23 protein-coding genes and 1 pseudogene are annotated in these 24,337 nt (G+C 68.0%); 12 read left to right on the top strand and 12 right to left on the bottom strand.

Annotation, left to right across the window (positions count from 1 at the left end):
• Nucleotides 1-122: 122 nt before the first annotated feature.
• Nucleotides 123-2,303 (bottom strand): polysaccharide biosynthesis tyrosine autokinase, encoded by a 2,181-nt coding sequence (locus tag FSV73_RS04180; protein ID WP_260856020.1) that lies wholly within the window; start codon nucleotides 2,301-2,303, stop codon nucleotides 123-125.
• A 544-nt stretch (nucleotides 2,304-2,847) separates the two neighbouring features.
• Between FSV73_RS04180 and FSV73_RS04185 the strand changes: the two genes are divergently transcribed.
• Nucleotides 2,848-4,428, top strand: coding sequence for a hypothetical protein (locus tag FSV73_RS04185; protein ID WP_145004371.1), 1,581 nt, complete (start codon nucleotides 2,848-2,850; stop codon nucleotides 4,426-4,428).
• 37 nt (nucleotides 4,429-4,465) lie between these two features.
• Entirely contained in the window at nucleotides 4,466-5,737 is a 1,272-nt protein-coding gene (locus tag FSV73_RS04190; protein WP_145004374.1) for a hypothetical protein, read from the top strand.
• On the opposite strand, the gene FSV73_RS04195 is transcribed toward FSV73_RS04190, so the two are convergent.
• Nucleotides 5,734-6,942 carry a YeeE/YedE family protein gene (locus FSV73_RS04195; RefSeq protein ID WP_145004377.1) on the bottom strand — a complete coding sequence of 403 codons (1,209 nt, stop codon included), beginning with the start codon at nucleotides 6,940-6,942 and terminating at the stop codon, nucleotides 5,734-5,736. The two genes, FSV73_RS04190 and FSV73_RS04195, sit on opposite strands and share 4 nt — an antisense overlap.
• Before the next feature lie 203 nt (nucleotides 6,943-7,145).
• On the opposite strand from FSV73_RS04195, the gene FSV73_RS04200 reads away from it, so the two are divergent.
• Both FSV73_RS04200 and FSV73_RS04205 read left to right on the top strand, forming a co-directional pair.
• Nucleotides 7,146-8,267: a DUF1615 domain-containing protein gene (locus FSV73_RS04200; RefSeq protein WP_437179265.1), complete on the top strand. Its 1,122-nt coding sequence runs from the start codon at nucleotides 7,146-7,148 to the stop codon at nucleotides 8,265-8,267.
• Nucleotides 8,268-8,410: 143 nt separating this feature from the next.
• Entirely contained in the window at nucleotides 8,411-8,767 is a 357-nt protein-coding gene (locus tag FSV73_RS04205) for a hypothetical protein (protein WP_145004380.1), read from the top strand.
• Here the strand turns inward: FSV73_RS04205 and FSV73_RS04210 are convergent.
• The 4 genes from FSV73_RS04210 to FSV73_RS04225 all read right to left on the bottom strand — a co-directional run bounded on the left by FSV73_RS04210 (nucleotide 8,764) and on the right by FSV73_RS04225 (nucleotide 14,434).
• Entirely contained in the window at nucleotides 8,764-9,846 is a 1,083-nt protein-coding gene (locus FSV73_RS04210; protein WP_145004383.1) for an SMP-30/gluconolactonase/LRE family protein, read from the bottom strand. The genes FSV73_RS04205 and FSV73_RS04210 overlap by 4 nt on opposite strands.
• Nucleotides 9,847-9,975: 129 nt before the next feature.
• A complete protein-coding gene (locus FSV73_RS04215) occupies nucleotides 9,976-11,223 on the bottom strand; it encodes a GGDEF domain-containing response regulator (protein ID WP_145004386.1) in 1,248 nt (415 codons plus the stop codon).
• A 117-nt stretch (nucleotides 11,224-11,340) separates the two neighbouring features.
• On the bottom strand, nucleotides 11,341-12,594 hold the full coding sequence (locus tag FSV73_RS04220) for a sensor domain-containing phosphodiesterase (RefSeq protein WP_145004389.1): 1,254 nt from the start codon (nucleotides 12,592-12,594) through the stop codon (nucleotides 11,341-11,343).
• Nucleotides 12,595-12,664: 70 nt separating this feature from the next.
• On the bottom strand, nucleotides 12,665-14,434 hold the full coding sequence (locus FSV73_RS04225; RefSeq protein ID WP_145004392.1) for a putative bifunctional diguanylate cyclase/phosphodiesterase: 1,770 nt from the start codon (nucleotides 14,432-14,434) through the stop codon (nucleotides 12,665-12,667).
• A 235-nt stretch (nucleotides 14,435-14,669) separates the two neighbouring features.
• On the opposite strand from FSV73_RS04225, the gene FSV73_RS04230 reads away from it, so the two are divergent.
• Both FSV73_RS04230 and FSV73_RS04235 read left to right on the top strand, forming a co-directional pair.
• Nucleotides 14,670-15,347: a haloacid dehalogenase type II gene (locus FSV73_RS04230; RefSeq protein ID WP_145004395.1), complete on the top strand. Its 678-nt coding sequence runs from the start codon at nucleotides 14,670-14,672 to the stop codon at nucleotides 15,345-15,347.
• Nucleotides 15,348-15,423: 76 nt separating this feature from the next.
• Nucleotides 15,424-16,728 (top strand): leucine-rich repeat-containing protein kinase family protein, encoded by a 1,305-nt coding sequence (locus FSV73_RS04235; protein ID WP_145004398.1) that lies wholly within the window; start codon nucleotides 15,424-15,426, stop codon nucleotides 16,726-16,728.
• On the opposite strand, the gene FSV73_RS04240 is transcribed toward FSV73_RS04235, so the two are convergent.
• Nucleotides 16,725-17,417: an aspartate/glutamate racemase family protein gene (locus tag FSV73_RS04240; protein ID WP_145004401.1), complete on the bottom strand. Its 693-nt coding sequence runs from the start codon at nucleotides 17,415-17,417 to the stop codon at nucleotides 16,725-16,727. The genes FSV73_RS04235 and FSV73_RS04240 overlap by 4 nt on opposite strands.
• A gap of 253 nt (nucleotides 17,418-17,670) precedes the next feature.
• On the opposite strand from FSV73_RS04240, the pseudogene FSV73_RS04245 reads away from it, so the two are divergent.
• The 3 genes and pseudogenes from FSV73_RS04245 (at nucleotide 17,671) to FSV73_RS04255 (ending at nucleotide 18,726) form a co-directional block, all read left to right on the top strand.
• A pseudogene (locus FSV73_RS04245) lies at nucleotides 17,671-18,039 on the top strand (toxin).
• Complete coding sequence (locus FSV73_RS04250) at nucleotides 18,036-18,353, top strand: helix-turn-helix domain-containing protein (protein ID WP_145004404.1); 318 nt, start codon at nucleotides 18,036-18,038, stop codon at nucleotides 18,351-18,353. The pseudogene FSV73_RS04245 and the gene FSV73_RS04250 overlap by 4 nt, the downstream one beginning before the upstream one ends.
• A gap of 181 nt (nucleotides 18,354-18,534) precedes the next feature.
• Nucleotides 18,535-18,726, top strand: coding sequence for a hypothetical protein (locus tag FSV73_RS04255; protein WP_145004407.1), 192 nt, complete (start codon nucleotides 18,535-18,537; stop codon nucleotides 18,724-18,726).
• Between the two features lie 109 nt (nucleotides 18,727-18,835).
• Here FSV73_RS04255 and FSV73_RS04260 read toward each other — a convergent pair whose 3' ends face one another.
• Both FSV73_RS04260 and FSV73_RS04265 read right to left on the bottom strand, forming a co-directional pair.
• A complete protein-coding gene (locus FSV73_RS04260) occupies nucleotides 18,836-19,033 on the bottom strand; it encodes a hypothetical protein (RefSeq protein WP_145004409.1) in 198 nt (65 codons plus the stop codon).
• A gap of 161 nt (nucleotides 19,034-19,194) precedes the next feature.
• The gene (locus FSV73_RS04265; protein WP_145004412.1) at nucleotides 19,195-20,001 is read right to left on the bottom strand and encodes an SDR family NAD(P)-dependent oxidoreductase; all 807 of its coding nucleotides are present in this window, start codon (nucleotides 19,999-20,001) and stop codon (nucleotides 19,195-19,197) included.
• A 122-nt stretch (nucleotides 20,002-20,123) separates the two neighbouring features.
• Between FSV73_RS04265 and FSV73_RS04270 the strand changes: the two genes are divergently transcribed.
• Nucleotides 20,124-20,336: a DUF3820 family protein gene (locus FSV73_RS04270; protein ID WP_145004415.1), complete on the top strand. Its 213-nt coding sequence runs from the start codon at nucleotides 20,124-20,126 to the stop codon at nucleotides 20,334-20,336.
• Here the strand turns inward: FSV73_RS04270 and FSV73_RS04275 are convergent.
• Nucleotides 20,333-20,785 (bottom strand): GNAT family N-acetyltransferase, encoded by a 453-nt coding sequence (locus FSV73_RS04275; protein WP_145004418.1) that lies wholly within the window; start codon nucleotides 20,783-20,785, stop codon nucleotides 20,333-20,335. The two genes, FSV73_RS04270 and FSV73_RS04275, sit on opposite strands and share 4 nt — an antisense overlap.
• A gap of 2 nt (nucleotides 20,786-20,787) precedes the next feature.
• Nucleotides 20,788-21,012 carry a hypothetical protein gene (locus tag FSV73_RS04280; RefSeq protein WP_145004423.1) on the bottom strand — a complete coding sequence of 75 codons (225 nt, stop codon included), beginning with the start codon at nucleotides 21,010-21,012 and terminating at the stop codon, nucleotides 20,788-20,790.
• Nucleotides 21,013-21,138: 126 nt separating this feature from the next.
• Between FSV73_RS04280 and FSV73_RS04285 the strand changes: the two genes are divergently transcribed.
• Nucleotides 21,139-21,552: a VOC family protein gene (locus FSV73_RS04285; protein WP_145004425.1), complete on the top strand. Its 414-nt coding sequence runs from the start codon at nucleotides 21,139-21,141 to the stop codon at nucleotides 21,550-21,552.
• 30 nt (nucleotides 21,553-21,582) lie between these two features.
• Here the strand turns inward: FSV73_RS04285 and FSV73_RS04290 are convergent, their stop codons facing one another.
• Nucleotides 21,583-21,933 carry a 4a-hydroxytetrahydrobiopterin dehydratase gene (locus FSV73_RS04290; RefSeq protein WP_145004428.1) on the bottom strand — a complete coding sequence of 117 codons (351 nt, stop codon included), beginning with the start codon at nucleotides 21,931-21,933 and terminating at the stop codon, nucleotides 21,583-21,585.
• 161 nt (nucleotides 21,934-22,094) lie between these two features.
• Here FSV73_RS04290 and acs point away from each other — a divergent pair, with 161 nt between their 5' ends.
• Nucleotides 22,095-24,053: an acetate--CoA ligase gene (gene acs, locus FSV73_RS04295; protein ID WP_145004431.1), complete on the top strand. Its 1,959-nt coding sequence runs from the start codon at nucleotides 22,095-22,097 to the stop codon at nucleotides 24,051-24,053.
• The last annotated feature ends 284 nt before the right edge of the window (nucleotides 24,054-24,337 follow it).

Raw genomic sequence — 24,337 nt, forward strand, 5'->3', positions numbered from 1 at the left:
CACCGCCCGACGGGTGATCTCGCCGCTCGTTGAACAGGACCATGACCTGGGCATTGGTGTGCTCGGCCTCGACGGCGAGCCAAGCGGTGCAGAGATCGAGGGCGCCTGGCTGGCCGGGCGGATCAGCCCGCCAGCACCCCCAGGCTGCCCCGGGCGAAGGGGGGCGGCGGCACGGCATTGAGCACCGCCCCGTGCAGCGCCAGGCCGCTATGGGCGAACTGGCGCTGGGTGGCCTCGATCTCCTTGGCGGTGTTGCAACCATGGCGCGAGACCAGCAGGCAGGTGCCGGCCTGGGCGGCGAGTTCCACGGCATCGGTCACCGCCAGCACCGGCGGCGTATCGAGGATGACCAGGTCGTAGTCATGCTGCAGCTGGCGCAGCAGCTCGGTGCAGCGCGGACTCATCAGCAGTTCGGCCGGGTTGGGCGGGCGGATCCCGCCCACCAGGCAGTCCAGGCCAGGCAGGCCGCTGGCCTGGATCGCCTGCTCGGGCGTCGCCAGGCCCCCCAGCACCTCGGCGAGACCCGGACGGCGGGCCACCTGCAGGCGCCGGTGCAGGCGGCCGCGGCGCAGGTCGGCATCTATCAGCAGCACCCGCGTCCCGCCTTCGGCCAGGACCCGCGCCAGTTGCACGGCGACCGACGACTTGCCGGCGGCGGGGCTGGCGCTGGTGATCAGCAGCAGGTCGTTGCGCGCCTCGGTCCGGGCGAAAGCCAGGCTGGTGCGCAGGGTGCGCAGGGCTTCGGCGTAGCCGCTGTCGAGGGGCGCCTGCAGCGAACCGTTGAGCTGGCGTCCGGCCGCCAGCGGCAACTGGGCCAGCACCGGCAGGCCGAGGTGCTCCAGGCCCTCGGCGTCCTCGATGCCTCGTTCCAGGCTGGCGCGCAGGTATACCCAGGCGCCGCCGGCCAGGCAGCCGAACAGTAGGGCACTGAGCATCAGCAGGGGCTTCTTCGGATAGACCGGCGCCACCTGGGCGTAGGCATTGTCGATGATGCGCACATCGCTCACCGTGCCGGCGCGCACCACCGACAGCTCCTGGATGCGCTTGCTCATCAGCGCATAGAGCTTGTCCGCGGCCTCCACCTCGCGTTGCAGGCGCAGCACCTCCTGCTGGGTCTGGGGCAGCTTGCCCAGGCGCCGTTGCAGGGCCTGGCGTTCGCCGTTGAGCACCTGGCGGCGCGCCAGCAGGGTCTGGTACAGCGGATGGGTAGGCGTGAAGCGCAGCGCCAGGGCCAGGCGTTCCACCTCCAGGCCCGACAGCTGGGCATCGAGCTCCACGGCCTGGCGCAGCAGGCTGCGGCCTTCTTCGCCGATGGCGATGGAGCCCTGCCGGCGCTGGTAGCTGTCCAGCGCCTGGCGACCCGCGCTCAGGCGCTGATTCACCTGCGGCAGTTCCTGGCGCAGGAAGGCCAGTTGCTGGCTGGACTGGTCGGCATTGCGGGTCACGTCCTGGCGGACATAGGCCTCGCTGATGCCTTGCAGGATGCGCTGGGCCCGCTGCGGATCCTGGTCCTGCAACTGGATCGACAGGATGCCCGAACGCTTGCCGCGCTCGCTGACGTTGAGGCGCTCCTGCAGGGCCTGGATGGCCACCCCCCGGCGTTGCTTGACCAGGATGAACTGGGTGCCCGGGTAGGCGCGCAACTGGGCGATGTCCAGCTGCAGGGCGCCGGCGCTGGCCGGCTGGCCCAGTTGGCCCTCCAGCAGGCGGGTGCCCTGGGCGTCGCTGAGCACGAAGCGATCCGGCGCCGCGGCGGTGAGGGTCAGCGGCTGTCCATAGAGGGCGTCGGGCAGCTCGAGGTGGGCGATGACCAGGCGCTCGCCACCCCAGCCGTACTGGGTGAGCCCGAAGCGCGCGGCGGCGATGTCGCCATGGCTCGCCTCATAGCGACGCGCCAGCCAGTCGCCCAGCAGCGGCAGGCGCCGCGGCGTGACGCTCAAGTCGAGGCCCTGGGTATCCACCACCTCGCCGACCACCCGGCGCGAGGTGAGCAGCTGCATTTCGGTGATGGCTTCCGGCGGCGGCAGGGGGCGGCCGTTGTCGGCGTCGTCCAGCCTTACGATGCCGCGCTGGTATTCGATCTGCAGCGTCGCCACCGCCTGGTAGCGCGGCGCCGCCAGCTGGGCATAGGCCACGCCCAGCAGGGTGCAGCCCGCCACGCACGCGAGCAGGCCGCGGCGATGCCGCCAGAGGGCGGCGCAGTAGCGGGCGAATCCGATGTCCGCGGCCGAGGCGGCAGCGGGTAGAGCCTGATGCGACATGTCCATGCAGGAGCGGGCCTTGGGCAGGTACGGTGAGGACATCCGTCGCGGAACACCCTCGCGGGCGAGGGTCAGCGGTCGGTGAACCGGGGTGTAAGGGTGGCACCCGGCAGGGCACAGCGGGAAACGCCAGGCGCTGGATCGGGATCCGCACCTCGTCGGCTGGAGTGCTGCGTCGACTCTAAGCGAAAGCAAAAGCCAAAAATGTGACACTCCGTGCAGAACGCGACGGATGCCCGCTTGGCAGCGTCAAGGTGCTAAGGCAGTCTTCTTCGCGACCCTGCTATCCAGTGCCGTTGCCTGGCGTGTCGGTACCTGCTGGCGGGTCCCTGTCCGTTCCTCCGTTGGCCTGGCTGCTGGCGGAACGGCGACTTTCACTACAGACACCGTGGCCCCTGGGCGACGGTGTGTTCCTGGCGGCTTCTTGAATGTAGTCAGCGGTTGAAGCCCGGTTACCCACCCGCGCGGCCTCCTGGTCGGTGTGGGTGGTCTTGCACCGGTTGTACCAGGCCCGCGGATGGCGGTGACCTGGTTCTTCATTGCCCTGGACGGCGTACTCGACTGCACGGCTGTCAGGAGACAAGCGATGAGCGTGGTATCCGGTGTCACCCATTCCGGGGTCCGGGCTGGACGTTGGCCTTTTTGGCTAGGCGGTCTGGCCGTCGGGCTGCTGTTGTTGCTGGCGCTGCTCTGGCGCCTGCCGGATTTTCGCGACGGCACCGGGGCGCAGAATCTCGAAGCCAGCTATCACGTGCTGCTCAGCCTGAATGCGCTGGACGAATCCGGGGTGGCCCGCCACTGGTGGCTGCCGACCATCACCCTGGGCGGCAGCCATGACAAGCAGGTCTCCTGGGGCGCCACCATCCCCACCCGCAGCGGCGATTACGTCTACACCAGCTTCAGCAGCTATGGCTTCCTCGCGCCCTATCTCGGCCTCAAGGCCGCCGGCCTGCCGCCTTCGCTGCACAATCTTGCGCTGTTCAACGCCGCCCTCGGCGCCCTGACCGCGCTGCTGCTGTTCCGCCTGCTCTACCTGGTGCTGCGCAGCAACGGCGGCAGCCGCGGCCTGGCCGCCGGCGCGGCGGTGCTGGCCTGCCTGGTCGCGGTGTTCAGCCGCGAGGCCTTGCTGTCCCAGGGGTTGCTGTACTGGGTGCAGAGTTTCTACCAGGTGCTGCTGCTGGCCAGCCTGCTGACCTTCTTCCATTACCTCCAGGCGCCGGCCGGCCCGTCGCGCAGCCGCCTCGGCTGGGTGCTGGCCGGGCTGGTGTGCTTTGGCGCCCTGACCGAATGGACCGGCTACGTCTTCGGCGGTGGCCTGGTCGCGCTGTTCTGGCTGCAGCGTCGGCACCTGCCGGACGGCCAGCGGATGGCCTGGCGCCTGGCGTTCGCCACCGCGCTGGCCGGCCTGCTGGTGCTGCTGCACTACAGCCTGGCAGCGGGCCTGCTCCCCACGCTCAAGGCCTTCGCCCGGCGCTTCCTCGCGCGCAGTCCGAACAACGCCCACCTGGTGGACTTCTTCGCCGGCTACGGCCTGTCCTTCGGCCTCTTCCTGGCCGCGGTGGCCCTGGCCCTCGGCGTGCTGGTCTGGCAGCGGCGGACGCTGCACTGGCCGCGCAGCACCGTGCTGCTCGTGCTGGCCGCCAGCCTGCCGCTGCTGGAAAACCTGCTGCTGCTGCAGCACGCCACCCAGTTTTCCTTCGACCGCCTCAAGTTCATCTTTCCCGCCGCGCTGCTGCTCGGTCTGGCCTTCATCAGCCTGGGCGGCAAGGGCCGCGCCGTCCTCGCCATGCTGCTGGGTTTCGCCGTGTGGCAGAACGCCCAGACCTACCGCAGCGACCTCGCCGGCTACGCCGGCTGGGGCGCCATCGACCGGCAGAACCAGGCGCTGGCGACGCTGGTCCGGGGCCAGGTCGACCTGGGCTGCACCCTCATTTCCACCGACATGACCGTACGCGGCTACGCCAACCTGCTGTTCCACCGCAGCATCCACGAGTTGCAGCGCCAGCCGCTGGACTATCGCGGCGAGCCCGGGTCCTGCGGCGGCCTCTATCTGGAAGGCCGGGATTTCCGCGTCGACCTCCCTGAGTACACCCGCGCCCGCCTGACTCTGGCGGATGGCCGCCAACTGACCTACGCCAAGGTCGGTGGCGACTGGCGCGTGCAATGAATTCTTTATCCATGACCAGGCCACGAGGAGACCGGTAATGCCGGGTACGCTGATCAATCGACTGAGTTTTCTGGCCCTGGGCGGCCTGATGGTCCTGCAATTCGGCGTGTTCGAGCAGAGCCCGACCAATCCGGTAGGGATCCGCTACGTGGGCGAGCTGTACCTGGCGATCTGCCTGGGATTCTTCGCGCTGTTCACGCTGAGCACCTGGCATCGGCCCCAGCGCGACTACCGGCTGCTGATGGCCTTCTGCCTGTTCTCGTCGGTGGTGTTCGTCGTCCTGGTGGCGCTGTTCGCCCAGCTGTTCTGGGGCCAGCCGCTGATCTACGGCATCATCGAGGAGCGGCGGGTGCTCTACTGCTTCAGCGCCTTCCTGGTGCTCTACCTGGCCAAGCGCCTGACCGCCGCCCAGTTCGAGAATCTGATCATCCTGGTCGGGCTGCTCTCGGCGCTGCTGTGCTGGCTGTCCTACTTCAAGATGCTGCCGGACCTGCGCGAAGAGGTGAAGGACCTCAGCCGTCCCGGCCGGGCCTCCACCGGGGCGGTCGCGATCTTCTTCGGCTATTTCATCTGCATCTACTTCGCCGGGCGCGGTCGCTCCTTCATCGATGGCCAGCTGAGGCCCAAGCTGCGCAATGGCGTGCTGGCGCTGTTCTTCCTCGCCACCATCGTGGTGGTGCTGCAGACCCGCCAGCTGATCGTGGTCTGCATGGTCTTCACCATCCTCGCGCTACGTGCCCGTCTGATCGGTCCGGCGCTGTTCGGCGGCCTCGTCATCTCGCCGCTGATCCTCTATCCCCATCTCCTGGAGGTGCTGGGCTTCAACCTGGATTTCTATGCGCGTTCGGTGCAGGAAGGGCCGACCGACAACGTTCGGGAAAACACCATTTCGCAGATCATCAACCACCTGCAGCTGTACAACGGCCTGCCCAGCGGCAGTCTCAGCCTGATGTGGAACGATGGCTTCAAGCCGATCTTCGGCGACTACTTCTTCCTCTCCGACGTCGGCATCTTCGGCACCGTGTTCCGCTTCGGCTTCCTGTCGATCCTGGTGATTCCCATTGGCCTCGCCGTCCACTACCTGGTGGCGCGCAAGCTGAGCCGGGACCTGGAATTCACCCTGGCGGTGTTCCTCTCCTTCATGATCATCTGGCCGCTGCAGGGGCTGTTCGAATACCAGGGCACCGCCGCCTTGCTCTTCGTCATGCAGGCGCTCAAGACCTACCACGGTGCGCCCCAGTACGGCATGGTGACTACGCCGGAGCGAGCGGGCGCCCTGCCGCCCGCTCGCCAGGCGCTACCGGTCTAGCAACCGGTCAGCCGCTCCACCCGGCGCTCGTCCGGGAAGAAGACCGGGCGCAGGCGCACGCCGACGCCGTTGCCGACGAAGGCGGCGACCAGCCACAGCCAGCCGTGCAGGCTGCCCGAGGCGATGCCGCTGAAGTAGGCGCCGATGTTGCAGCCATAGGCCAGCCGCGCGCCATAACCCAGCAGCAGGCCGCCGAGCACGGCCGCCACCAGGGACCGCGCGGGGATGCGCAGGCTGGGGGCGAAGCGGCCCGCCAGGCCGGCCGCGGCCAGGGCGCCGAGCATGATGCCCAGGTTCATCACGCTGGTGACGTCGAACCACAGCGGCTCGGCCAGCGCCCGGGCATTCGCCGGTTGCTGCCAGAAGGCCCAGCCGGAGACATCCAGCCCGAACAGCCCGGCGCCCTTGGCACCCCAGAGAGCGAAGGCCGAGGTGATGCCCCAGGGGCGGCCGGCCAGCGCCAGGGTGATGAAGTTGAGCAGCGCCAGGGCGATGGCGCCCCAGACCAGTGGCCAGGGGCCGCGCAGCAGGCGCGCCGCGCCCTGGTGTTCACCGGCTGCCGCGCGTTCCAGCTGGCCATGACGGCGGCGCTCCAGCACCACCGTGGTCCAGGCGATCAGGGCGAACAGCGCCAGGCTGACCAGGATGCCCGGGAGCACGCCCAGGCTGGTCACCAGGGCGGTGGGCGGCAGGCTGGGCAGGGCGAACCACCAGCCCAGGTGCTGGGTGGCGACCAGCGAGCCGACGATGAAGAACAGCAGGGTCACCAGCATCCGCGCGTTGCCGCCACCCACGGTGAAGAGGGTGCCGGAGGCGCAGCCACCGCCCAGCTGCATGCCGATGCCGAACAGGAAGGCACCGATCACCACCGAGGTCGACAGCGGCGAGACATTGCCGCGTACCGCCTCGCCGAACAGGCTGCCGGCGCCCAGGGCCGGGAAGAACAGCAGCACCGCCAGGGCCAGCATCACCATCTGGGCGCGCAGGCCGGCGCCACGGCGGTCGCGGATGAACACCCGCCAGGCCGAGGTGAAGCCGAAGGCGGCGTGGTAGAGCGTCAGGCCCAGGGCGCCGCCCAGCAGCAGCAGGAGCGCCTGGCGGGTACCGACCGCCTGGCCGACGAAGACCGCGGCCAGGGCGAGCAGCAGCCCGGCCCAGAGGGCGGTCCAGGGCAGGCGGGGGGAAGCGAGGGTGGAAGTGTGCATGGTGGTTCCGGTAGCTTCGAACTAAAGTCCGACTATTTTAGTAGGACTTGCCCGGGAATCCCAGCCGCCAGGTAGCTCTGGTTGAATGAAAGGGTTACATCGATATAGCGAGAAGTTATCTAGCGCTCAGGGCAGCCGTTTGGCCGAGGGCGTGGTCAAAGCGGCCAAAGGAATCCCCTGGAGTCGCCGTGTCCGCTGTTGCCGTGCCGTTCGTTCCCGCCTCGCCCACCCTGTCGCGACTGCGCGGCTGGACCGCCCTGGCCGCTGCCCTGGTCCTCGCCGGTTGCAGCCTGACGCCCAGCCCCCAGGGGCCGACCCGTTCGCCGGCCGAGGTGCGCGCCGAACTCGTGCGGCTGCTGCCGGCCAGCGTGGCGGATCGCCAGGGGTGGGCCAGCGACATCCAGACGGCCTTCAGCGCCCAGCACCTCGACCCCACCACGGAGAACCTCTGCGCCGTGCTGGCGGTGGCGGAGCAGGAGTCGACGTACCAGGTCGACCCGCCGGTGCCGGGGCTGGGGCGCATCGCCCGCGAGGAAATCGACCGGCGCGCCGCGCGGGCCTATGTGCCCCAGTTGCTGGTACGCACGGCCTTTGGTCTCAGGTCGCCTACCGGCAAGACCTACGCCGAGCGCCTGGACGCTGCCCGTACCGAGCGCGAACTCAGTCTGATCTTCGAGGACTTCACCGCCATGGTACCCCTGGGCGGCCAGTTGTTCGGGCGTTTCAATCCGGTGCGTACCGGCGGCCCCATGCAGGTGAGCATCGACTTTGCCGAGGCCCACGCCCGGGACTATCCCTATGAGCGCGAGGGGTCCATCCGCCATGAGGTGTTCAGCCGCCGCGGCGGCCTCTATTTCGGTACCGCGCACCTGCTGGGCTATCCGGCGGACTACGCCACACCGCTGTATCGCTTCGCCGATTTCAACGCTGGCTGGTACGCCAGCCGCAATGCCGCCTTCCAGAGTGCGGTGAGTCGCGCCGCGGGGGTGAAGCTGGCGCTGGACGGCGACCTGGTGGTTCCCGGCTCGCGGACCCAGGGCGAGACCGAGCGGGCGGTGAATCGCCTGGCGCCGGCCCTGGGCATGAGCGACATCGCCATCCGCCATGACCTGGAAGCCGGGGAATCCGACGACTTCGCCAGGACCGATCTCTACGCCAAGGTCTATGCCCTGGCCGAGCGCAAGGCCGGGCGCAGCCTGCCGCGGGCCGTCCTGCCGGGCATCACCCTGGAAAGCCCGAAGATCACCCGGACCCTGACCACCGCCTGGTTCGCGAAGCGGGTCGAGGAGCGCTGGCAGCGCTGCCTGGGTCGCGCGCCGCGCTGATCGCGGCGGGCAGCGGCCGAACGGTGGCGTCGGGCGGATGAGGGCCGGTCCGAGGGATGGCAATTGGCCAGACTATTCGCCTACCATGGTGGCAAGAAACGGCCTCGCGCCGTGCGGTTCTGGTGTAGTCCCTAGAGGTCCAGATGACCGATACCCCCTCCGGCTCCCGGTTGACGCTGATCGTCGACCAGCCCACCCCTACGGCGCGCCACCGCCTGCCGCCCCGGCAGCAGGCCAAGGCGCTGCGGCTGTTGCGGACCCTCGGCCTGGAAGCCGATACCCCGCCCGAACTGGTGCTGGCCTGGCTGGAACGGCGCGACGGGGGCTGCTCGCTGCCCGAGGCGGCGCGCCAGATCGGCCTGGGCAACTGGCTGGGCGTCACCACCAGCCTGGCCGACCTCACCCAGAATCTGGCACGCTTCGAGGCGGCCTATGCCCTGGACAGCGTGCTCGATTCCCTGGCCACCCTCGTCGAGCAGTCACCGCCCGAATCGCGCTAGAGTCCGGCGCCGCGTACGTTGACGTAGAGGCTGTAGAGCGAATGGGAGCCGGCCATGAACAGCCGGTTGCCCTCCGGGCCGCCAAAGCACAGGTTGGGACAACGTTCCGGCAGGTGGATGTGACCCAGCGCCTTGCCGCTGGGATCGAACACCCGCACGCCATCGAGCGCCTCGGGCTTGGCGGCCGGTGCGCCGCTGCTGCCCCAGCCGCACCAGAGATTGCCCGCCACGTCGCACTTGAGGCCATCCAGGGCGCCGTATTCCAGCGCCTCGATGAGCTTGCGCCGCTCGCCCAGGGTGCCGTCGTCCTTGACGGTATAGGCCCACACCAGGCGATTGGGCTTGGCCCGGCCCTCCACCACATAGAGCAGCTTTTCGTCCGGTGAGAAGGCCAGGCCATTGGGACCGTTGAGATCCCCGATCACCCGGGTCACCGCCAGGCTCTCGCCGTCGAGGCGATAGACCCCATCGGGTTGCTCGGTCTTGACCCGGTGGCCCTCGTAGTCGCTGTTGGCCTGGAAGGGCGGATCGCTGAACCAGATCGAGCCGTCACGTTTGACCACCACGTCGTTGGGCGAATTGAAGGGCTTGCCCTCGAAGTGGTCGGCCAGCACCGTGAGGCGGCCATCGTGCTCGGTGCGGGTGATCCGCCGACCCTGGCCCTGGGTGGTGGAGCCTTCGCAGGCGATCAAGCGGCCCTGGCGGTCGCGGGCCAGGCCATTGGCGAAGTTCGACGGCGCCCGGAAGGTATCCAGCCGACCGCTGAGTTCGTCCCAGCGGACGATCCGGTTGTTGGGGATATCGCTCAGCAGCAGGTAGTTGCCGTCGCCGATCCACACCGGGCCCTCGGCCCAGCGCAGGCCGGTGGCCAGGCGCTCGACGCTGGCGTTGAACAGGCGCAAGTCCAGGAAGCGGTCGTCGAGGATCTCGATGAGCGGATCGGGATAGCGTTGGCTGAGGGGTTCGGCGGCGGCGCGCGCCAGGCGGGGCAGGGCGAGCGCCGCGCTGCAGAGCAGGCCGCCCTGGAGCAGCTGGCGACGCGACAACGCCCGGGAGAGCCCCGGAGAGGAGTCAGGCATGGTGCAGGTCCTTGATTGTTATTGTAGAGACGAGGCGATGCGGACCCAGCCGCCAACGCATGTCGGTCGCGGCTGAGAATCATATGACATCATATGTCTTGTAATATGGCTAGGCCAGCCGGCCGCGGCCTAGTCGGCGTCCAGCACCAGGCAGGTCCGCCCGCGGCCCTGGCGCTTGGCCTGGTAGAGCCGACGATCGGCTTCGTGCAGGAAGCCTTCGAGATCGTCGGCGAGGCCGGCATGGATACCCGCGCTGAACGAGAGTGGCGGCGCGCCCGGGGCGTAGGTCTGGGCGTGGCAGTAGCGCCGCAGCAGGTCCAGCGCCTGCAGCAGCTGTTCCGGCGGCATCCGGCTGACCAGGGCGAATTCCTCGCCACCCAGGCGGCCGGTCAGGTCCTGGGGCAGGGTACGGGCCAGGGCCTGGGCGAACACCACCAGGGCGCTGTCGCCGCTGGCGTGGCCGTGGTCGTCGTTGATGCGCTTGAAGTGATCCAGGTCGAGCATGGCCACGCTCAGCGACCGGCCTTCGCGTTCGGCCTGGCGGAACCATTCCTGGGCCTGGTCGTGGAAGGCGCGCCGGTTGCGCAGCCCGGTCAGGGAATCGTACTGGGCGGCGTGGGTCAGGGCGCGCATCAGCTCCCGGCGTTCCAGCGTCGAGACCACCCGGCAGTTGAGCTCCTCGGGGCAGAAGGGCTTGCGCAGGAAGTCGTCGGCGCCCTGCTTGATGAACTTGGCGCTGAGCGAGCCCTTTTCGTCGGCCGACAGGCCGATGATGATGAGGTCGTGGCGGCGCAGTTTCTGCCGCAGCAGCTGCACCAGTTCGAAGCCGCTCAGCCCCGGCATGCTGTGGTCCACCACCAGCAGGTCGATGTCCGGCTGCTCCTGGAGCAGCTGCAGCGCCTCGTTGCCGTCGCAGGCGTCCAGCAACTGGTAGCGGTGAGGCGTCAGCACGTGGCGGATGTAGTTGCGGGTGGCGTCCGAGTCCTCGGCGATGAGGATCTTGATGCCGGCGTTGCTGTCCAGACGCCGCAGCAGACGAAAGGCGAATTCGTAGGAGTACTGGCTCTCCTTGAGCACGTAGTCGACCACCCCCTTGGTCAGCAGGTCGTCGCGCCGGCGCTCGTCGTAGGAGCCGCTGAGGACGATGCAGGGCAGGCGATAGCGCAGCACCAGGTCGACGCTCTGGCCATCGGGGGCGTCGGGCAGGTTGAGATCCACCAGGGCGGCGAAGAACAGCTGGGCCGAGGTCTCCAGCATCACCTCGGCTTCGCCCAGGGTGGCGCAGAACACCGGCTCGAACTCCCGCTGCTGACGGAAGAGGTGCGCCAGGATCTTGAGCACCATGGGGCTGTCTTCGATGACCAGGATGGAGCGCACCGGTAACTCCTGCAGGGCAATGATCGGCTGGACGTCCGTCCGAGGTCGACTGAAACCGCGGGTCGCGCCAGCTTATCGACCGCTTGGTCAGCGACTTGAATGATCGCCGATCTTGCGTCAGTGCGGTATCGAATTCTCCAGTCGCCGCTGGCGTGGCAGGCGCAGGGCGTCGTCGCGGGACATCGGGCGGCCCAGCAGGTTGCCCTGTACCTTGTCCACCTGCAGGGCCTTGAGGGTCTCCAGTTCGGCGAGGGTCTCCACGCCTTCGGCGATCACCTCCTTATGCGTCTCGCGGGCGAAGGCGATGATCGCCGAGGCCAGCGCCCGGCGCTCGGCGTCGCGGTCGATGTCGCGGACCAGGCTCATGTCCAGCTTGATCATGTCCGGACGCAGCCGCAGGATGTGCCTCAGGCTCGCGTAGCCGGCGCCGGCGTCGTCGATCGCCAGGCGCACGCCCTGGGCCCGCAATGGTTGCAGTTGCAGGTGCAGGGCGTCGTAGTCGCTCACCTCGGCGTGCTCGGTGATCTCCAGTACCAGGCGCCCGGGCGCGTTGCCGGCCAGCAGCGCCGGCAGACGGCCCGCGAGGATGGTCTGCGGCGAGCAGTTCATGGTCAGGTAGGTGTCGTCCGGCAGGCTCTCCAGGCCCTGCAGGGCGAATCTCATGGCGCTTTCTTCGAGTTCGTCGCCCAGGCCGATGCTGCTGGCCTCGGAAAACCAGAGATCGGGACTGCGCTGGGGTGGGCAGTGGAAGCGCGACAGGGATTCCCAGCCGGCGATGCGCAGGTCGGCGAGATGGTAGATGGGCTGGTAGACGATGCTGGGCTGGTGGGCGGCCACCGCGCCCTGGATGCGCTGGCGCATCTCCACCTGGCCGCGCCGGCTGGAGACGTCGAGGCTGAGGCGGTCGGCCACCAGCTCGGCGAAGGTCCGCACCAGTTCCAGGTCACGCGGGCTCAGGGTCGGATCGGGTTGGTACTTGAAGCAGCAGAAGGTGCCATAGAGTTCGCCGTCGCTGAGGCGGACCGGCACGCTCAGGTGGGCGCCGATGGGGATGCTGCGGGTTTCCGGTATCAGCCGGGCGTTGCCCACGGCGCGGGTATCGGGGATGAGCTCCGGCAGATGGCCGGTGACCACCTGCTGGCAATAGCCCTGGCTCAGCGGCAGAGCGTCGCCGGCCTTGAGCGGTGCGTCGGGTTCGGCGTCGACATTGCGAAAGACGCGATCCTGCTGGCGAAACTCGGCCAGGAAGGCCACGTCCATGTCCAAGTGAACGCGCAGCGCGTGCAGCACCTTGTCGATACAGCCCTGGCTGCTCAGGTCGCCGGTATCCAGGCCGACCACATCCAACAACTCGGTACTCGATTCCCTCATGTCCTCACTCCCGGGAAACTACGACCTGAACCAGTGTAGAGGCTGAAGTGAATTTGTCAGTCAAATGACCTCAATCAGCGCGGCGGCCGTGCTCGGCGTACCAGGCTTCGAACGCCGGCAGGGCCATCGGCCGGGCCAGCAGATAGCCCTGTACCTCGTCACAACCGGCGTCCTGCAGGAAGGCCAGCACCTCGGCCGTCTCTATGCCCTCGGCGACGCTGCGGTAACCGAGCTTGCCGATCAGCGGCAGCAGGGCGCGGACCACCTCCTGCTTGCGCGGATCGGTGGGCAGGTCGTGGATCAGCGAACGGTCGAGCTTGACGCTGGTGACCGGCAATTCGTAGAGGTAGGCGAAGTTGCTGTAGCCGCTGCCGAAGTCATCGATGGCGATCTCCAGGCCCAGGGCGCGCAAGGCATGCAGCTGGGCGATGGCCGCCGGATTGCGCCGCAGCCATTCGCCTTCGGTGATCTCTACCTCCAGTCGCCGCGGGTCGACGCCCTGGTGCTCACAGGTCTCGCGCAGCAGCTCGACCAGGTCGCCCTCGTCGAAATCCCGGGGCGAGAGGTTGAGCGACAGCCGCCCCTGGTAGCGATTGTCCCACTGCGCGAGCTGGCTGACGGCGGTGCGGATCACCCAGCGGGTGACGCTGTGGATCAGCGCGGTCTTCTCGATCGCCGGGATGAAATCGCCCGGGGCGATGGGGCCGAGCTGCGGATGAGTCCAGCGCAGCAGCGCCTCGGCGCTGCGCAGGGCGCGACCAGGCAGGCCCAGGCGCGGCTGGAAGGCCAGGCTGAAATCGCCGCGTTCGAGGGCTTCGGGAATTTGTCGGACCAGCTGGAAGATGCGTTGGAAGGCCTCGTCCTGCGGGCGCTGGTAGAGCCCCCAGTGGCGCGCGCCGAGGGCCGCCTGGTCGACCGCCACCATGCCCTTGCGCAGCAGGTCGCGCACGTTGCCAGGGGTCAGCTCGAAGAGCACCACCCCGGCTTTCACCGGCGGGTCGATGGGGATGCGGTCGGCCTGGACCGGGGCGCGCAACTGGGCGATCAGGCTGTCGAGCAGGGGCGGGTAGTCGCACTCCGCCGGCAGCAGGAAGGCGAATCTCTTGGTGTCCACGTGATAGACCTTGGCTTTCTCGACCAGGGCATCGCAGAGCCGCAGCGCCAGGCAGCGCAGGAAGGTCTCGAAGGGCCACATGCCCTGGGCCAGGACCAGTTGTTCCTTCCACTGGGTTTCCAGCGGATCCACCAGCACCAGCAGCCGCAGTTCGCCCGGGTGCAGCTCGGCCAGTTGGGCGACATCGGCCTGGAACTGCTGGCGATTGGGCAGGCCGCTCACCGGATCCCGTCGCCGCAGGTGCTGGCGCAGGGCGATCAGCCGCATCACCTGGGCGGCGAAGTCATCCAGGCGCTTGCGCTCCGCCGCGCTCAGTTCCCGTGGCTGGTTATCGAGGATGCACAGGCTGCCGATGGCATAGCCGGCCTCGGTGACCAGGGCTGAACCGGCATAGAAGCGCACGTGCGGGGCGCGGACCACCAGCGGGTTGTGGCTGAAGCGGGCATCGCAGCGGGCATCACTGATCTCCATCCAGCCGTCCTCGGTCTGGATGGTATGGGCGCAGAAGGCGTGCTCCACCGGCATCTGCGCCTGGTCGAAACCGACGCGCGCCTTGAACCACTGGCGATCGCGATCCACCAGGCTGATCAGGGCGGTGGGCACGTTGAAGCTGCTGGCCACCAGTTCGCAGAGGCGATCGAATTCCTCCGCGGGCGCCGAGTCGAGCAGCTCCAGCGCGTGCAGGGCGTTGAGGCGGTCATCTTCGTGCTGCAAGGGATCGGCCATCGGACTCTCTCGGGAAAATCGCTGAGCCTGGTACGAGCAACCCGCGCTTCTTGGCGGTGCTGGGCCACTCGCGGCAGGCGGGGCGGCAAACGAGAGGCAGGCTGACCGAGGCTATCGGCTGCGTAAGGTCAGACTTTAGTCCTGCCGTCTCGCTTGTCCGAACTCGAACCTTAACGCGGGCGCACCTCGGAGGCGAGCGCGGGTCGAAAAGCCATCCTGCACTGGAGTGCCTGTCATGACCCTCACCTGCCTGTTCGACATCAACGAGACCGTCCTGGATCTCTCCGCCTTGGACGGCCTCTTCGCCGAGTTGTTCGGCGACCCGGGCAGCCGTGAACGCTGGTTCGCCCAGACGCTGCAGAACGCCATGACCGCCGACCTCTGTGGCCGCCATGCGCCCTTCGAAGCCCAGGGCCAGGCCGCGCTGGACATGCTCGGCGCGCGACTCGGGCGCGCGCCGAGCGCTGCCGACAAGCAGCGCGTGGCCACGGCGCTCAAGCGCCTGCCCGCCCACCCGGACGTCCGGCCGGGGCTCGACTTCGCCCGCACGCAGGGCGTGCGGTGCATCGCCTTCTCCAACAACGCCCGCGCCGCCACCGAGGCGCAACTCGCCCATGCCGGCCTGAGCGATGCCTTCGCCGAGATCCTCTCGGCCGAGGACGCCGGGGCCACCAAGCCCGCCACGGCCACCTACCGCCAGGCCGCCGCCAACCTGGCGCAACCGGCGGAGAGCCTGTGGCTGGTCGCCGTCCATGGCTGGGACATCGCCGGTGCCCGGGCGGCGGGGCTCAAGGGCGCCCTGCTGCAGCGGCGGCCCGAGCAGGTGGCCTATCCCCTGGCACCGCCGCAGGTGACCGCAGGGGATCTGCAAGAGGCAGTGGCGCGCATTCTGGCGCACGAGGGCCGCCGCTAGCGGCCCGGCGTGCTAACGTCCGCGCAGTCGACGGGCATGGTGCCCGGTTTTCCCAGACAGTGAGAGTCGCCTTCCCATGACGGATACCCTAGCCCGGCTGCGCGCCGGCGAACTGGCCGGAGCCACGCGCCTGACCCTGCGCGCCGACCTGACCGAATTCCCCGAAGAAATCTACGCCCTGGCCGACAGCCTGGAAATCCTCGACCTGTCCGGCAATCGGCTGACCCGGCTGCCCGCCGACCTGGGGCGGCTGCACCGGCTGCGCATCCTCTTCTGCTCGGGCAACCCCTTCAGCGAATTGCCCGAGGTGCTGGGGACCTTGCCCAACCTGGAGATGATCGGCTTCAAGGCCTGCCAGCTGGAGCGGGTGAGCGCCGCCGCCCTGCCACCGCGCCTGCGCTGGTTGATCCTCACCGACAACCGCATCGCCGAGGTGCCCGCCGCCCTGGGTGAGCGACCGGCCCTGCAAAAGCTAATGCTGGCCGGCAACCAGTTGCAGACCCTGCCGGCGTCCATGGCCGGGCTGCACCAGCTGGAGCTCCTGCGGCTGTCGGCGAATCGCTTCGCGGCGCTGCCGCCGGCCATTCTCGAGTTGCCGCGGTTGACCTGGCTGGCCTATGGCGACAATCCCCTCGGTGCCGCGCGTGAACGGGCGGTCCGGACCCAGGCCGCCAGCCAGCAGCGCATCGCCTGGCGCGATCTGACGCTCGGCGAGCGCCTGGGCGAGGGCGCCTCCGGCATCATCCACCAGGCCCGCTGGCAGTCGCCCAGCGGCCCGCGGGACGTCGCGGTCAAACTGTTCAAGGGCAGCATGACCAGCGACGGCACCCCGGAAAGCGAAAGCGCCGCCAGTCTCAGTGCCGGCACCCATCCCTGGCTGATTGGCGCGCTCGGCGATCTCGCCGAGCATCCCGAGCAGCGCAGCGGCCTGGTGCTGGAACTGGTGGAGCCGGCCTTCGGCAACCTGGCCGGCCCGCCCAGCTTCACCACCTGCAGCCGCGACGTCTATCCCGAGGATACCCGCTTCACCGCCGCCGCCGTGCGCGAGATGGCCGGCGGCATGGCCAGCGCCCTGGCCCACCTGCATGAACGGGGCCTGGTCCATGGCGACTTCTATGCCCACAACATCCTCTGGGACGGCGGCTCGCGCTGCCTGCTCGGTGATTTCGGCGGCGCTTCCCTGCTGCCCGAGGAGACCTCGCAGGCCGCGCGGCTGCAGCGCTTCGAGAGCCGCGCCTTCGGCATCCTGCTGGAGGAGTGGCTGGCACGCTGCAGCGAACCGGCCGATCCGGCGCTCATCGCCCTGGCCGAGGAATGCCAGCAGGGCGCCCTCGATGCGCGCCCGCTGCTCGCCGAGGTGGCGCAGCGCCTGCGGGGCTAGGCCAGCGCCCAGTCCACGGCGGCCAGGGCGTGCAGCCGGGTGGTGTCGAACAGCGGCACCGCGCTGTCGCCCTGGTCCACCAGCAGCATGATCTCGGTGCAGCCGAGCACGATGGCCTCGGCGCCCTGGGCCACCAGCCCGGCGATGATCTCCCGGTAGGCCTCGCGCGAGTCCACGCGGATCTCGCCGCGCACTAATTCTTCGTAGATGATGCGGTGCACGGTCTGACGATGCGCCGGTGCGGGTACCAGGACCTGCAGGCCGAACGTCTCGGTCAGCCGCTGGCGATAGAAGGCCTGTTCCATGGTGAAGGCCGTCCCCAGCAGGCCGATGGTCCGTAGCCCTCGGGCGCGGATCGCCGCACCCGTGGGATCGGCGATATGCAACAGCGGCAGGGGCGTGGCCGCCTCCAGCTCGGCCGCCAGGCAATGCATGGTGTTGGTGCAGAGCACCAGCCCCTCGGCGCCCCCGGCCGCCAGTTGCCGCGCGTGGTCCTGCAGCCGCCGGCCCAGCGCCGCCCAGTCGCCCGCGTGCTGCAGGGCGGCGATCTCGGCGAAATCCACCGACAGCAACAGGCAGGCCGCCGAATGGCTACCGCCCAGCCGCCGGCGGACCTCCTCGTTGAGGATGCGATAGTAGTGAGCCGAACTCTCCCAGCTCATGCCGCCCAACAGGCCCAGGGTGCGCATGGTGTTTCCTCCTGCCGTATGCGAGTGGTGATCCTGACGGTTGCGGTGGCTTTTGGTGAGCAGCAGTGGCGGGATGATCGAGCGGTACAGTGACCTCTTGGCCGAGGCGCGCGGGGTATATGCCTTGGGCAGGAAGGAACGAGCTGAAAGGGTGGGGGGCGAGGGAGTTTGTTTGCCGGAAGGGCGTCACCCTGGTACGACCTGAGCTGATTTTCTCCTATTGAAATATGGGCAACTTGCTTATATTTGATGCATGGAAGCAATCTTTTTCGAGACCTCAGCCTTTACCGCCACGGTTGGCAGCTACCTGAGGGACGACAAGTACCGTCGGCTGCAGGAGAACCTGCTGCACGATCCCGAAGGTGGTTATGTCATGCCGCATACGGGCGGGTTTCGCAAACTGCGTTGGGGCGACGTGCGTCGCGGCAAAGGGAAGCGGGGTGGCCTGAGGGTCATTTAGTACTGGTTATCAGAAGAAGGCCAGATTTGGTTGTTCGCTATCTACGACAAGGATGAGCTAGAAAGCCTGACTTCTGACCAGGAAAAGGCCTTGAAGGCTGCCATCGGTATCGAGATTGCGGCACGGCAGCAAACCAAGGCCAAAGGCAAGGCGGAGAAATGAGCGAGCGCGATATTTTTGCTGAGATCATGACCGGTATTGGTGAGATGGCGGCCGAGCGCGAGGGCAAGATCACCTTGCGCCAGCACCGTATGGGGCTGAAAGAACAGCCCAGGATTTCTGCTGACGAGATCGTCGCCATTCGTAAGCGACACAATATGTCCCAGGAAGTATTCGCCCGGGTGATCCGTACCAAGGCAAATACGCTGAAAAATTGGGAGCAGGGTAAGGCGGAGCCGAACCCTCAAGCGACGATGCTGCTCAAGCTGGTGGATCGTCACAGCGATATGCTCGAGCGGCTGGAGGCCGTGAGCTGACTGCCGATCACAACGAACAAGGTGTCGTGAAAGGTTGAAGTAAGTGTCAGGGTGGCAGCGCCATCGCCCGCATCATCTTCGCCTGGAACCAAGTTGCCCAGGATGCTATCGCTGCCGTGGCAGAGTGCTAGAGCGCCGGCTACGCTCCAAAAGGCCACTCCCGGCCTTGGAGGTGATCGTCATGCTGAAAGCGTTGTTCACCGCAGTAGCCCTGACCGTCTTCGCGTCCGCCAGTGTCCAGGCGGCGCCCTGTCGAGACGCCCACGGCAAGTTCGTCAAGTGCGAAACGACCAAGACCAAGGCCGTGCAATGCAAGGATGCCCAAGGCAAGTTCGCCAAGTGCGGCACGCCGGGGGCCAAGGCGATCAACTAGGCCTAGCCTGAGCCGTCCGGAGGTCAGGCACTTGGCGTGATCTCCGGACGGGTACCTCTGCGCCTCAGGTCAGCGCGACAGCGGTGCGCCGGGGGTGCCGGGAGGCGGCTCAGCGTACCGGCCTGGCGGAGCGTAGGGCGCGCTCCAGGGCTTCCACGCAATCGAGTTCGTTGGCATAGGCCAGGAATTGCACCTGCAATTCGTCACGGGTGCGGGTGAGCCTATGCTTGCGGGTGGCCAGTTCGTCTTCCAGGCTGGGGAGGTTCTGGGGGGTGACATCGACCTGGCAGGGGGCGCTGGCGCTCATGACTACTCTCTCGTGCGGCTGCTGTTGGGATGTATTCAGACATCCGTTTGAAAAAGGGTTCAGCCAGTCATGCCGCGCGCAGCGTAAAGATTTGCCTACAAAACCCGCGAGGCGGTATCGGTCGGGTTCCTTTCCTGACGGCCCGCCGCGGAGCTTCCCAGCTAATCCTGCTGCGCCGACCCCGGCTCCGACCAGGCGCGATGGCGCTCGGCCTTCTGAGCTTCGCTTTCCACCCGGTTGAGCACCTCGCCCTCGTGCGCGACCTCCGGTCCGCCGCCATAGACGTGGTCGAGCCCCTGCATCAGGGCCGCGTAGCCCTGGGCGGCCACCTGCACCGGATCGTTCTTCGGACCGGCGCCAACGCTGGTGTCGTCCTCGCCGGCGCGATGGAAGAAGTTGGTGTCGGTCTGGCCGGGCATCAGTACCGTGAGGGTCACGCCGCTGTCCTTGAGTTCGTTGCGCACGGCGAAGGCGAAGGAATTGATGAAGGCCTTGGACGCACCGTAGACCGCCTCGAAGGGAATCGGCGCCGTGGCCGAGATGGACGAGGTGAAGAGCACCCGGCCCTGGCCGGCGGCCACCATCTCCGGCAGCACCAGCTTGGCCAGGTGCACGGTCGACATGACGTTGAGCTGGATCAGCGCCAGCTCGTCTTCCAGGCGCGTCTGGCCGACGAAGGCGCCACCCAGGCCCACGCCGGCGTTGAGCACCAGTACGTCCAGGGGGCGCCCCTGGCGGCGCAGGAATCTATAGGTTTCCTCCACCCCGATGGGGGTGCGCAGATCGGCGGCGTGGCTCCAGACCTTGACGCCCAGGGCGCGCAATTCGCGCTCGGCGGCGTCGAGGCCGTCGCCGCGGGACACCAGCAGCAGGTCATGGCCATGGCGGGCCAGCTGCTTGGCCAGTTCGAAGCCGATGCCACTGGAGGCGCCGGTGACGGCGGCCAGCGGCCGGGTGACGTTGTTCATGCTGAAATCCTCTGCAAACCTGTGGTAGCTGGGATCCCTGGGCACGCCTGGCGCTCCCCGGGGCCGACGGATAACCCGGGCCGGCATGGCATAATCGCCAGGCCCCTCGGAGGAGACAAGAGATGCAACCCGCGGATCTGGAAGCCCTGGTGACCTGGACCATGCCCTACGGCAAATACGCCGGCCGCCTGCTGGCCGATCTGCCCGGCCACTACCTCAACTGGTTCGCCCGCAGCGGCTTTCCCGCCGGGGAGCTGGGCCGCCTGCTGGCCCTGATGCAGGAGATCGACCACAACGGCCTCAAGCCGTTGCTGGAACCCCTGCGACGGCGCTAGGCAGCGGCCCGGCGCATGTCGATATGGGGAATCCCGTCCTCGTCATAGACCTCCGAGCAGGGCGTGAAGCCATAGCGTCCGTAGTAGGCCTGCAGGTGGGCCTGGGCGGCCAGGAACAGCGGGCGCCCGGGCCAGCGTTCGGCGCTTTCGCTCAGGGCCCGCTCCAGCAGACGATGCCCGAGACCGCTGCCACGGCCTTCGGGGGCGACGATCACCCGGCCAATCACCACGTCCTCGCGTACCCCGCCGAGCAGGCGCAGATAAGCGTGCAACTCGCCGTCCTGCCAGCCGAACAGGTGCCAGACGTCTTCCGCCAGGTCCTGGCCATCGGGATCGGGATAGATGCACTGCTGCTCCACCACGAACACCCGGGCGCGGAGCACCAGGGCGGCATAGAGTTCGGCGGTGGTCAGCGTCGACGCGGCGCGGCAGCTCCAGTGAATCGTCATCTTCAGTCCTTGCGCCGGCCGGCCATGAAGCGGAAACGATTGCGGTTGAGCAGCACGTAACCGGTCAGCTGCAGGCCCACGGCGAAGATCAGGCTGCGCATCGCCCCGGGCTCGGCGGGACGCGGCCCCTGGTAGAGACCGTAGAGGGCGAAGGCGACGCCGAGCAGGCCGAGGATGAAGAAGATCAGCCCGACCTTGGTCAGGCGGGGAAGGTTGCGCAGGTTCATGAGCATATCGTCGTATTCAAAGCCCGCCACGCTAACCGCCCGGGCAGGGCTTGTCGAGCCGATAGGCAGCCGGTCCGGGCTGGGCTACCTTGGGGTGAGGCTGCCTGGGCGGCCGGGAGAAGAGCCATGTTCAGCCATGTACAGGTGGGCGCCCGTGACCTGGAGCGCCTGATCGCTTTCTACGACGAGGTGTTGCGCGAACTCGGCCTGGTCCGCATGCCGGCAGAGGACGATGGCGGTCCGCCCGGTTGCGGCTGGCAACGACCGGGCCGGGAATGGCCGCAGTTCTATGTGCAGCTGCCGTTCAACGGCCTGCCGGCGTCCTGGGGCAATGGCGTGCAGGTGAGCTTCGCCGCGCCCTCGGTGGTGGCGGTCGAAGCCGCCTGGCACCGGGCGCTGCAGCTGGGCGGCAGCGATGAAGGCGCGCCCGGGGTGCGGCCGGGCTATGGCCCGGACTTCTATGCGGCCTATTGCCGCGATCCGGAAGGCAACAAGCTGTGCTTCGTCCATGCCGACGGCCTGGCCGCCGCCTGCGACTAGCGCGCCCGCCAAACGGCTAAGGGTCGCTGGCTAGACGTTGGCCGCCAGGGCCACCGCATCGGTCCGCGCGGCCATGATGAAGTCGTTGCGGTGCAGGCCGCCGATGTTGTGCGTCCACCAGCTCACCGTCACCGCGCCCCATTCGGTGAGCAGCGCCGGATGGTGATCCTCGTCCTGCGCCTCGCGACCCACGCGGTTGGTGAATTCCAGCGCCTCCAGGAAGTTGCCGAAGGGATAGCGCCGTTCCAGGCGAGGAATACCGTCGCGCGCCACCAGCGTCCACCCGGGGACGGCCTTGAGTAATTCAGTGCTGGCGGCCTCGCTCAAGGCCGGCTCGCTGGAGCGGCAGGGGACGCAGTGGGAGTGGGCGAGATCGGCCATGGGGACTCCGTAGCAAAGCAAAATGGCGACCGGACAAGGGTAACAGACCCACCGGTCAGTCTCTGGCAGCCCGTCCGACCATGGTCGAATGGCTCGAAGCCGGTGCGCGCCGTACAACGGCAGACAACAAGAACAACAGTTTCCCGCCGAGGAGATCGCCCATGAGTGCCGCCTTCTACCCGGTCCGCGCGGAAGTCGCTTCCCGGACCCTGACCGACGAGGTCACCTACCGTCGCCTGTACCAGCAGTCCATCCTCAATCCCGATGGCTTCTGGCGCGAGCAGGCCCAGCGCCTGGACTGGATCAAGCCCTTCACCCGGGTCAAGCAAACCTCCTTCGACGATCATCGCGTCGACATCCAGTGGTTCGCCGACGGTACCCTGAACGCCTCCTACAACTGCCTGGATCGCCACCTGGAAACCCGGGGCGACCAGACCGCCATCATCTGGGAAGGCGACGATCCGGCCGAGAGCCGCCACATCACCTACCGCGAACTGCATCGTGAGGTCTGCCAACTGGCCAACGCCCTGCGTGGCCAGGACATCCACCGCGGCGACGTGGTGACCATCTACATGCCGATGATCCCCGAGGCCGTGGTGGCCATGCTGGCCTGTGCCCGCATCGGCGCGGTGCACTCGGTGGTGTTCGGCGGCTTCTCCCCCGAATCCCTGGCCGGCCGCATCAGCGACTGCCAGTCCAAGCTGGTGATCACCGCCGACGAAGGGGTACGCGGCGGTCGCAAGATCCCGCTCAAGGCCAACGTCGACGAGGCCCTGACCAACCCGGCCACCTATTCGGTGCGCAAGGTGATCGTCTGCAAGCGCACCGGTGCCGACATCGCCTGGCATCGCCACCGCGACGTCTGGTACGAAGACATCACCTCGGTGGCCCCGGAGCACTGCGAACCCAAGGAGATGTCCGCCGAGGCGCCGCTGTTCATCCTCTACACCTCCGGCTCCACCGGCAAGCCCAAGGGCATCCTGCACACCACCGGTGGCTACCTGACCTACGCCGCCCTGACCCACGAGCGGGTCTTCGACTACCGTCCCGGCGAGGTCTACTGGTGCACCGCCGACGTCGGCTGGATCACCGGCCACAGCTACATCGTCTACGGCCCCCTGGCCAATGGCGCCACCACCCTGCTGTTCGAGGGCGTGCCCAACTACCCGGACGTGACTCGCATGGGCCAGGTGGTGGACAAGCACCAGGTCAACATCCTCTACACCGCCCCCACCGCCATCCGCGCCATGATGGCCCAGGGCGACGCCGCCATGCGCGGCATCGACGGCAGCAGCCTGCGCCTGCTGGGCTCGGTGGGCGAACCCATCAACCCCGAGGCCTGGCACTGGTACTACAAGACCGTGGGCCAGGAGCGCTGCCCCGTCGTCGACACCTGGTGGCAGACCGAGACCGGCGGCATCCTCATCAGCCCGCTGCCCGGCGCCATCGGCCAGAAGCCCGGTTCGGCCACCCGGCCGTTCTTCGGCGTCCAGCCGGCGCTGGTGGACAACGAAGGCAACCTGCTCGATGGCGCCGTGGAAGGCAACCTGGTGATCCTGGATTCCTGGCCGGGCCAGTCGCGCTCCATCTACGGCGACCACGACCGCTTCGTCGACACCTACTTCAAGACCTTCAAGGGCATGTACTTCACCGGCGACGGCGCCCGGCGCGACGAAGACGGCTACTACTGGATCACCGGCCGGGTCGACGACGTGCTCAACGTGTCAGGCCACCGCATGGGCACCGCCGAGATCGAAAGCGCCCTGGTGGCCCATGCCAAGGTCGCCGAGGCCGCGGTGGTGGGCATGCCCCACGACCTCAAGGGCCAGGGCATCTATGTCTATGTCACCCTCAACCAGGGCGAGGAGGGCAACGAGGCGCTGCGCCAGGAACTCAAGCAATGGGTGCGCAAGGAGATCGGCCCCATCGCCACGCCCGACGTCATCCAGTGGGCGCCCGGTCTGCCTAAGACCCGTTCGGGCAAGATCATGAGACGCATCCTGCGCAAGATCGCCGTGGGTGAATACGATTCGCTCGGCGACATCTCCACCCTGGCCGACCCCGGCGTGGTCCAGCACCTGGTCGGCACCCACCAGCAGATGAGCCAGGCCGTCGCCTGAGCCGGCGCGACCACGAACCGCCCGCTACTTAACCGGTAGCGGGCGGTTTGTTTTTGGGCGTCCTATAAGGACTTGTCGCCAGGGTAAAAGCCAGGGCCGCCTGGCCAGGGCTAGAATCGCGCCAGCCGGCGGACCGGAGGGCACACCGGTCCGTTACCCGTGGCAAAGGCTGGGACAGGGGCACCGCTCCGGCGTACCATGCGTGCCAACCCCACAAGGGTTTCTCGGCGCACGGTCCCAGGATCGGCCGTACCCGCCGCTCTCGACAGGAAGCCAGACGTTAG

The organism is Pseudomonas oryzihabitans, from assembly GCF_007665395.1.
GTDB lineage: Bacteria > Pseudomonadota > Gammaproteobacteria > Pseudomonadales > Pseudomonadaceae > Chryseomonas > Chryseomonas psychrotolerans_C.

Bases quoted from the DNA above. Each gene is read 5' to 3' on its own strand.
- FSV73_RS04180 (WP_260856020.1), bottom strand. From the start codon at position 2,303: ATGTCCTCACCGTACCTGCCCAAGGCCCGCTCCTGCATGGACATGTCG.
- FSV73_RS04185 (WP_145004371.1), top strand. From the start codon at position 2,848: ATGAGCGTGGTATCCGGTGTCACCCATTCCGGGGTCCGGGCTGGACGT.
- FSV73_RS04190 (WP_145004374.1), top strand. From the start codon at position 4,466: ATGCCGGGTACGCTGATCAATCGACTGAGTTTTCTGGCCCTGGGCGGC.
- FSV73_RS04195 (WP_145004377.1), bottom strand. From the start codon at position 6,942: ATGCACACTTCCACCCTCGCTTCCCCCCGCCTGCCCTGGACCGCCCTC.
- FSV73_RS04205 (WP_145004380.1), top strand. From the start codon at position 8,411: ATGACCGATACCCCCTCCGGCTCCCGGTTGACGCTGATCGTCGACCAG.
- FSV73_RS04210 (WP_145004383.1), bottom strand. From the start codon at position 9,846: ATGCCTGACTCCTCTCCGGGGCTCTCCCGGGCGTTGTCGCGTCGCCAG.
- FSV73_RS04220 (WP_145004389.1), bottom strand. From the start codon at position 12,594: ATGAGGGAATCGAGTACCGAGTTGTTGGATGTGGTCGGCCTGGATACC.
- FSV73_RS04225 (WP_145004392.1), bottom strand. From the start codon at position 14,434: ATGGCCGATCCCTTGCAGCACGAAGATGACCGCCTCAACGCCCTGCAC.
- FSV73_RS04230 (WP_145004395.1), top strand. From the start codon at position 14,670: ATGACCCTCACCTGCCTGTTCGACATCAACGAGACCGTCCTGGATCTC.
- FSV73_RS04235 (WP_145004398.1), top strand. From the start codon at position 15,424: ATGACGGATACCCTAGCCCGGCTGCGCGCCGGCGAACTGGCCGGAGCC.
- FSV73_RS04240 (WP_145004401.1), bottom strand. From the start codon at position 17,417: ATGCGCACCCTGGGCCTGTTGGGCGGCATGAGCTGGGAGAGTTCGGCT.
- FSV73_RS04250 (WP_145004404.1), top strand. From the start codon at position 18,036: ATGAGCGAGCGCGATATTTTTGCTGAGATCATGACCGGTATTGGTGAG.
- FSV73_RS04255 (WP_145004407.1), top strand. From the start codon at position 18,535: ATGCTGAAAGCGTTGTTCACCGCAGTAGCCCTGACCGTCTTCGCGTCC.
- FSV73_RS04260 (WP_145004409.1), bottom strand. From the start codon at position 19,033: ATGAGCGCCAGCGCCCCCTGCCAGGTCGATGTCACCCCCCAGAACCTC.
- FSV73_RS04265 (WP_145004412.1), bottom strand. From the start codon at position 20,001: ATGAACAACGTCACCCGGCCGCTGGCCGCCGTCACCGGCGCCTCCAGT.
- FSV73_RS04270 (WP_145004415.1), top strand. From the start codon at position 20,124: ATGCAACCCGCGGATCTGGAAGCCCTGGTGACCTGGACCATGCCCTAC.
- FSV73_RS04275 (WP_145004418.1), bottom strand. From the start codon at position 20,785: ATGACGATTCACTGGAGCTGCCGCGCCGCGTCGACGCTGACCACCGCC.
- FSV73_RS04280 (WP_145004423.1), bottom strand. From the start codon at position 21,012: ATGAACCTGCGCAACCTTCCCCGCCTGACCAAGGTCGGGCTGATCTTC.
- FSV73_RS04285 (WP_145004425.1), top strand. From the start codon at position 21,139: ATGTTCAGCCATGTACAGGTGGGCGCCCGTGACCTGGAGCGCCTGATC.
- FSV73_RS04290 (WP_145004428.1), bottom strand. From the start codon at position 21,933: ATGGCCGATCTCGCCCACTCCCACTGCGTCCCCTGCCGCTCCAGCGAG.
- acs (WP_145004431.1), top strand. From the start codon at position 22,095: ATGAGTGCCGCCTTCTACCCGGTCCGCGCGGAAGTCGCTTCCCGGACC.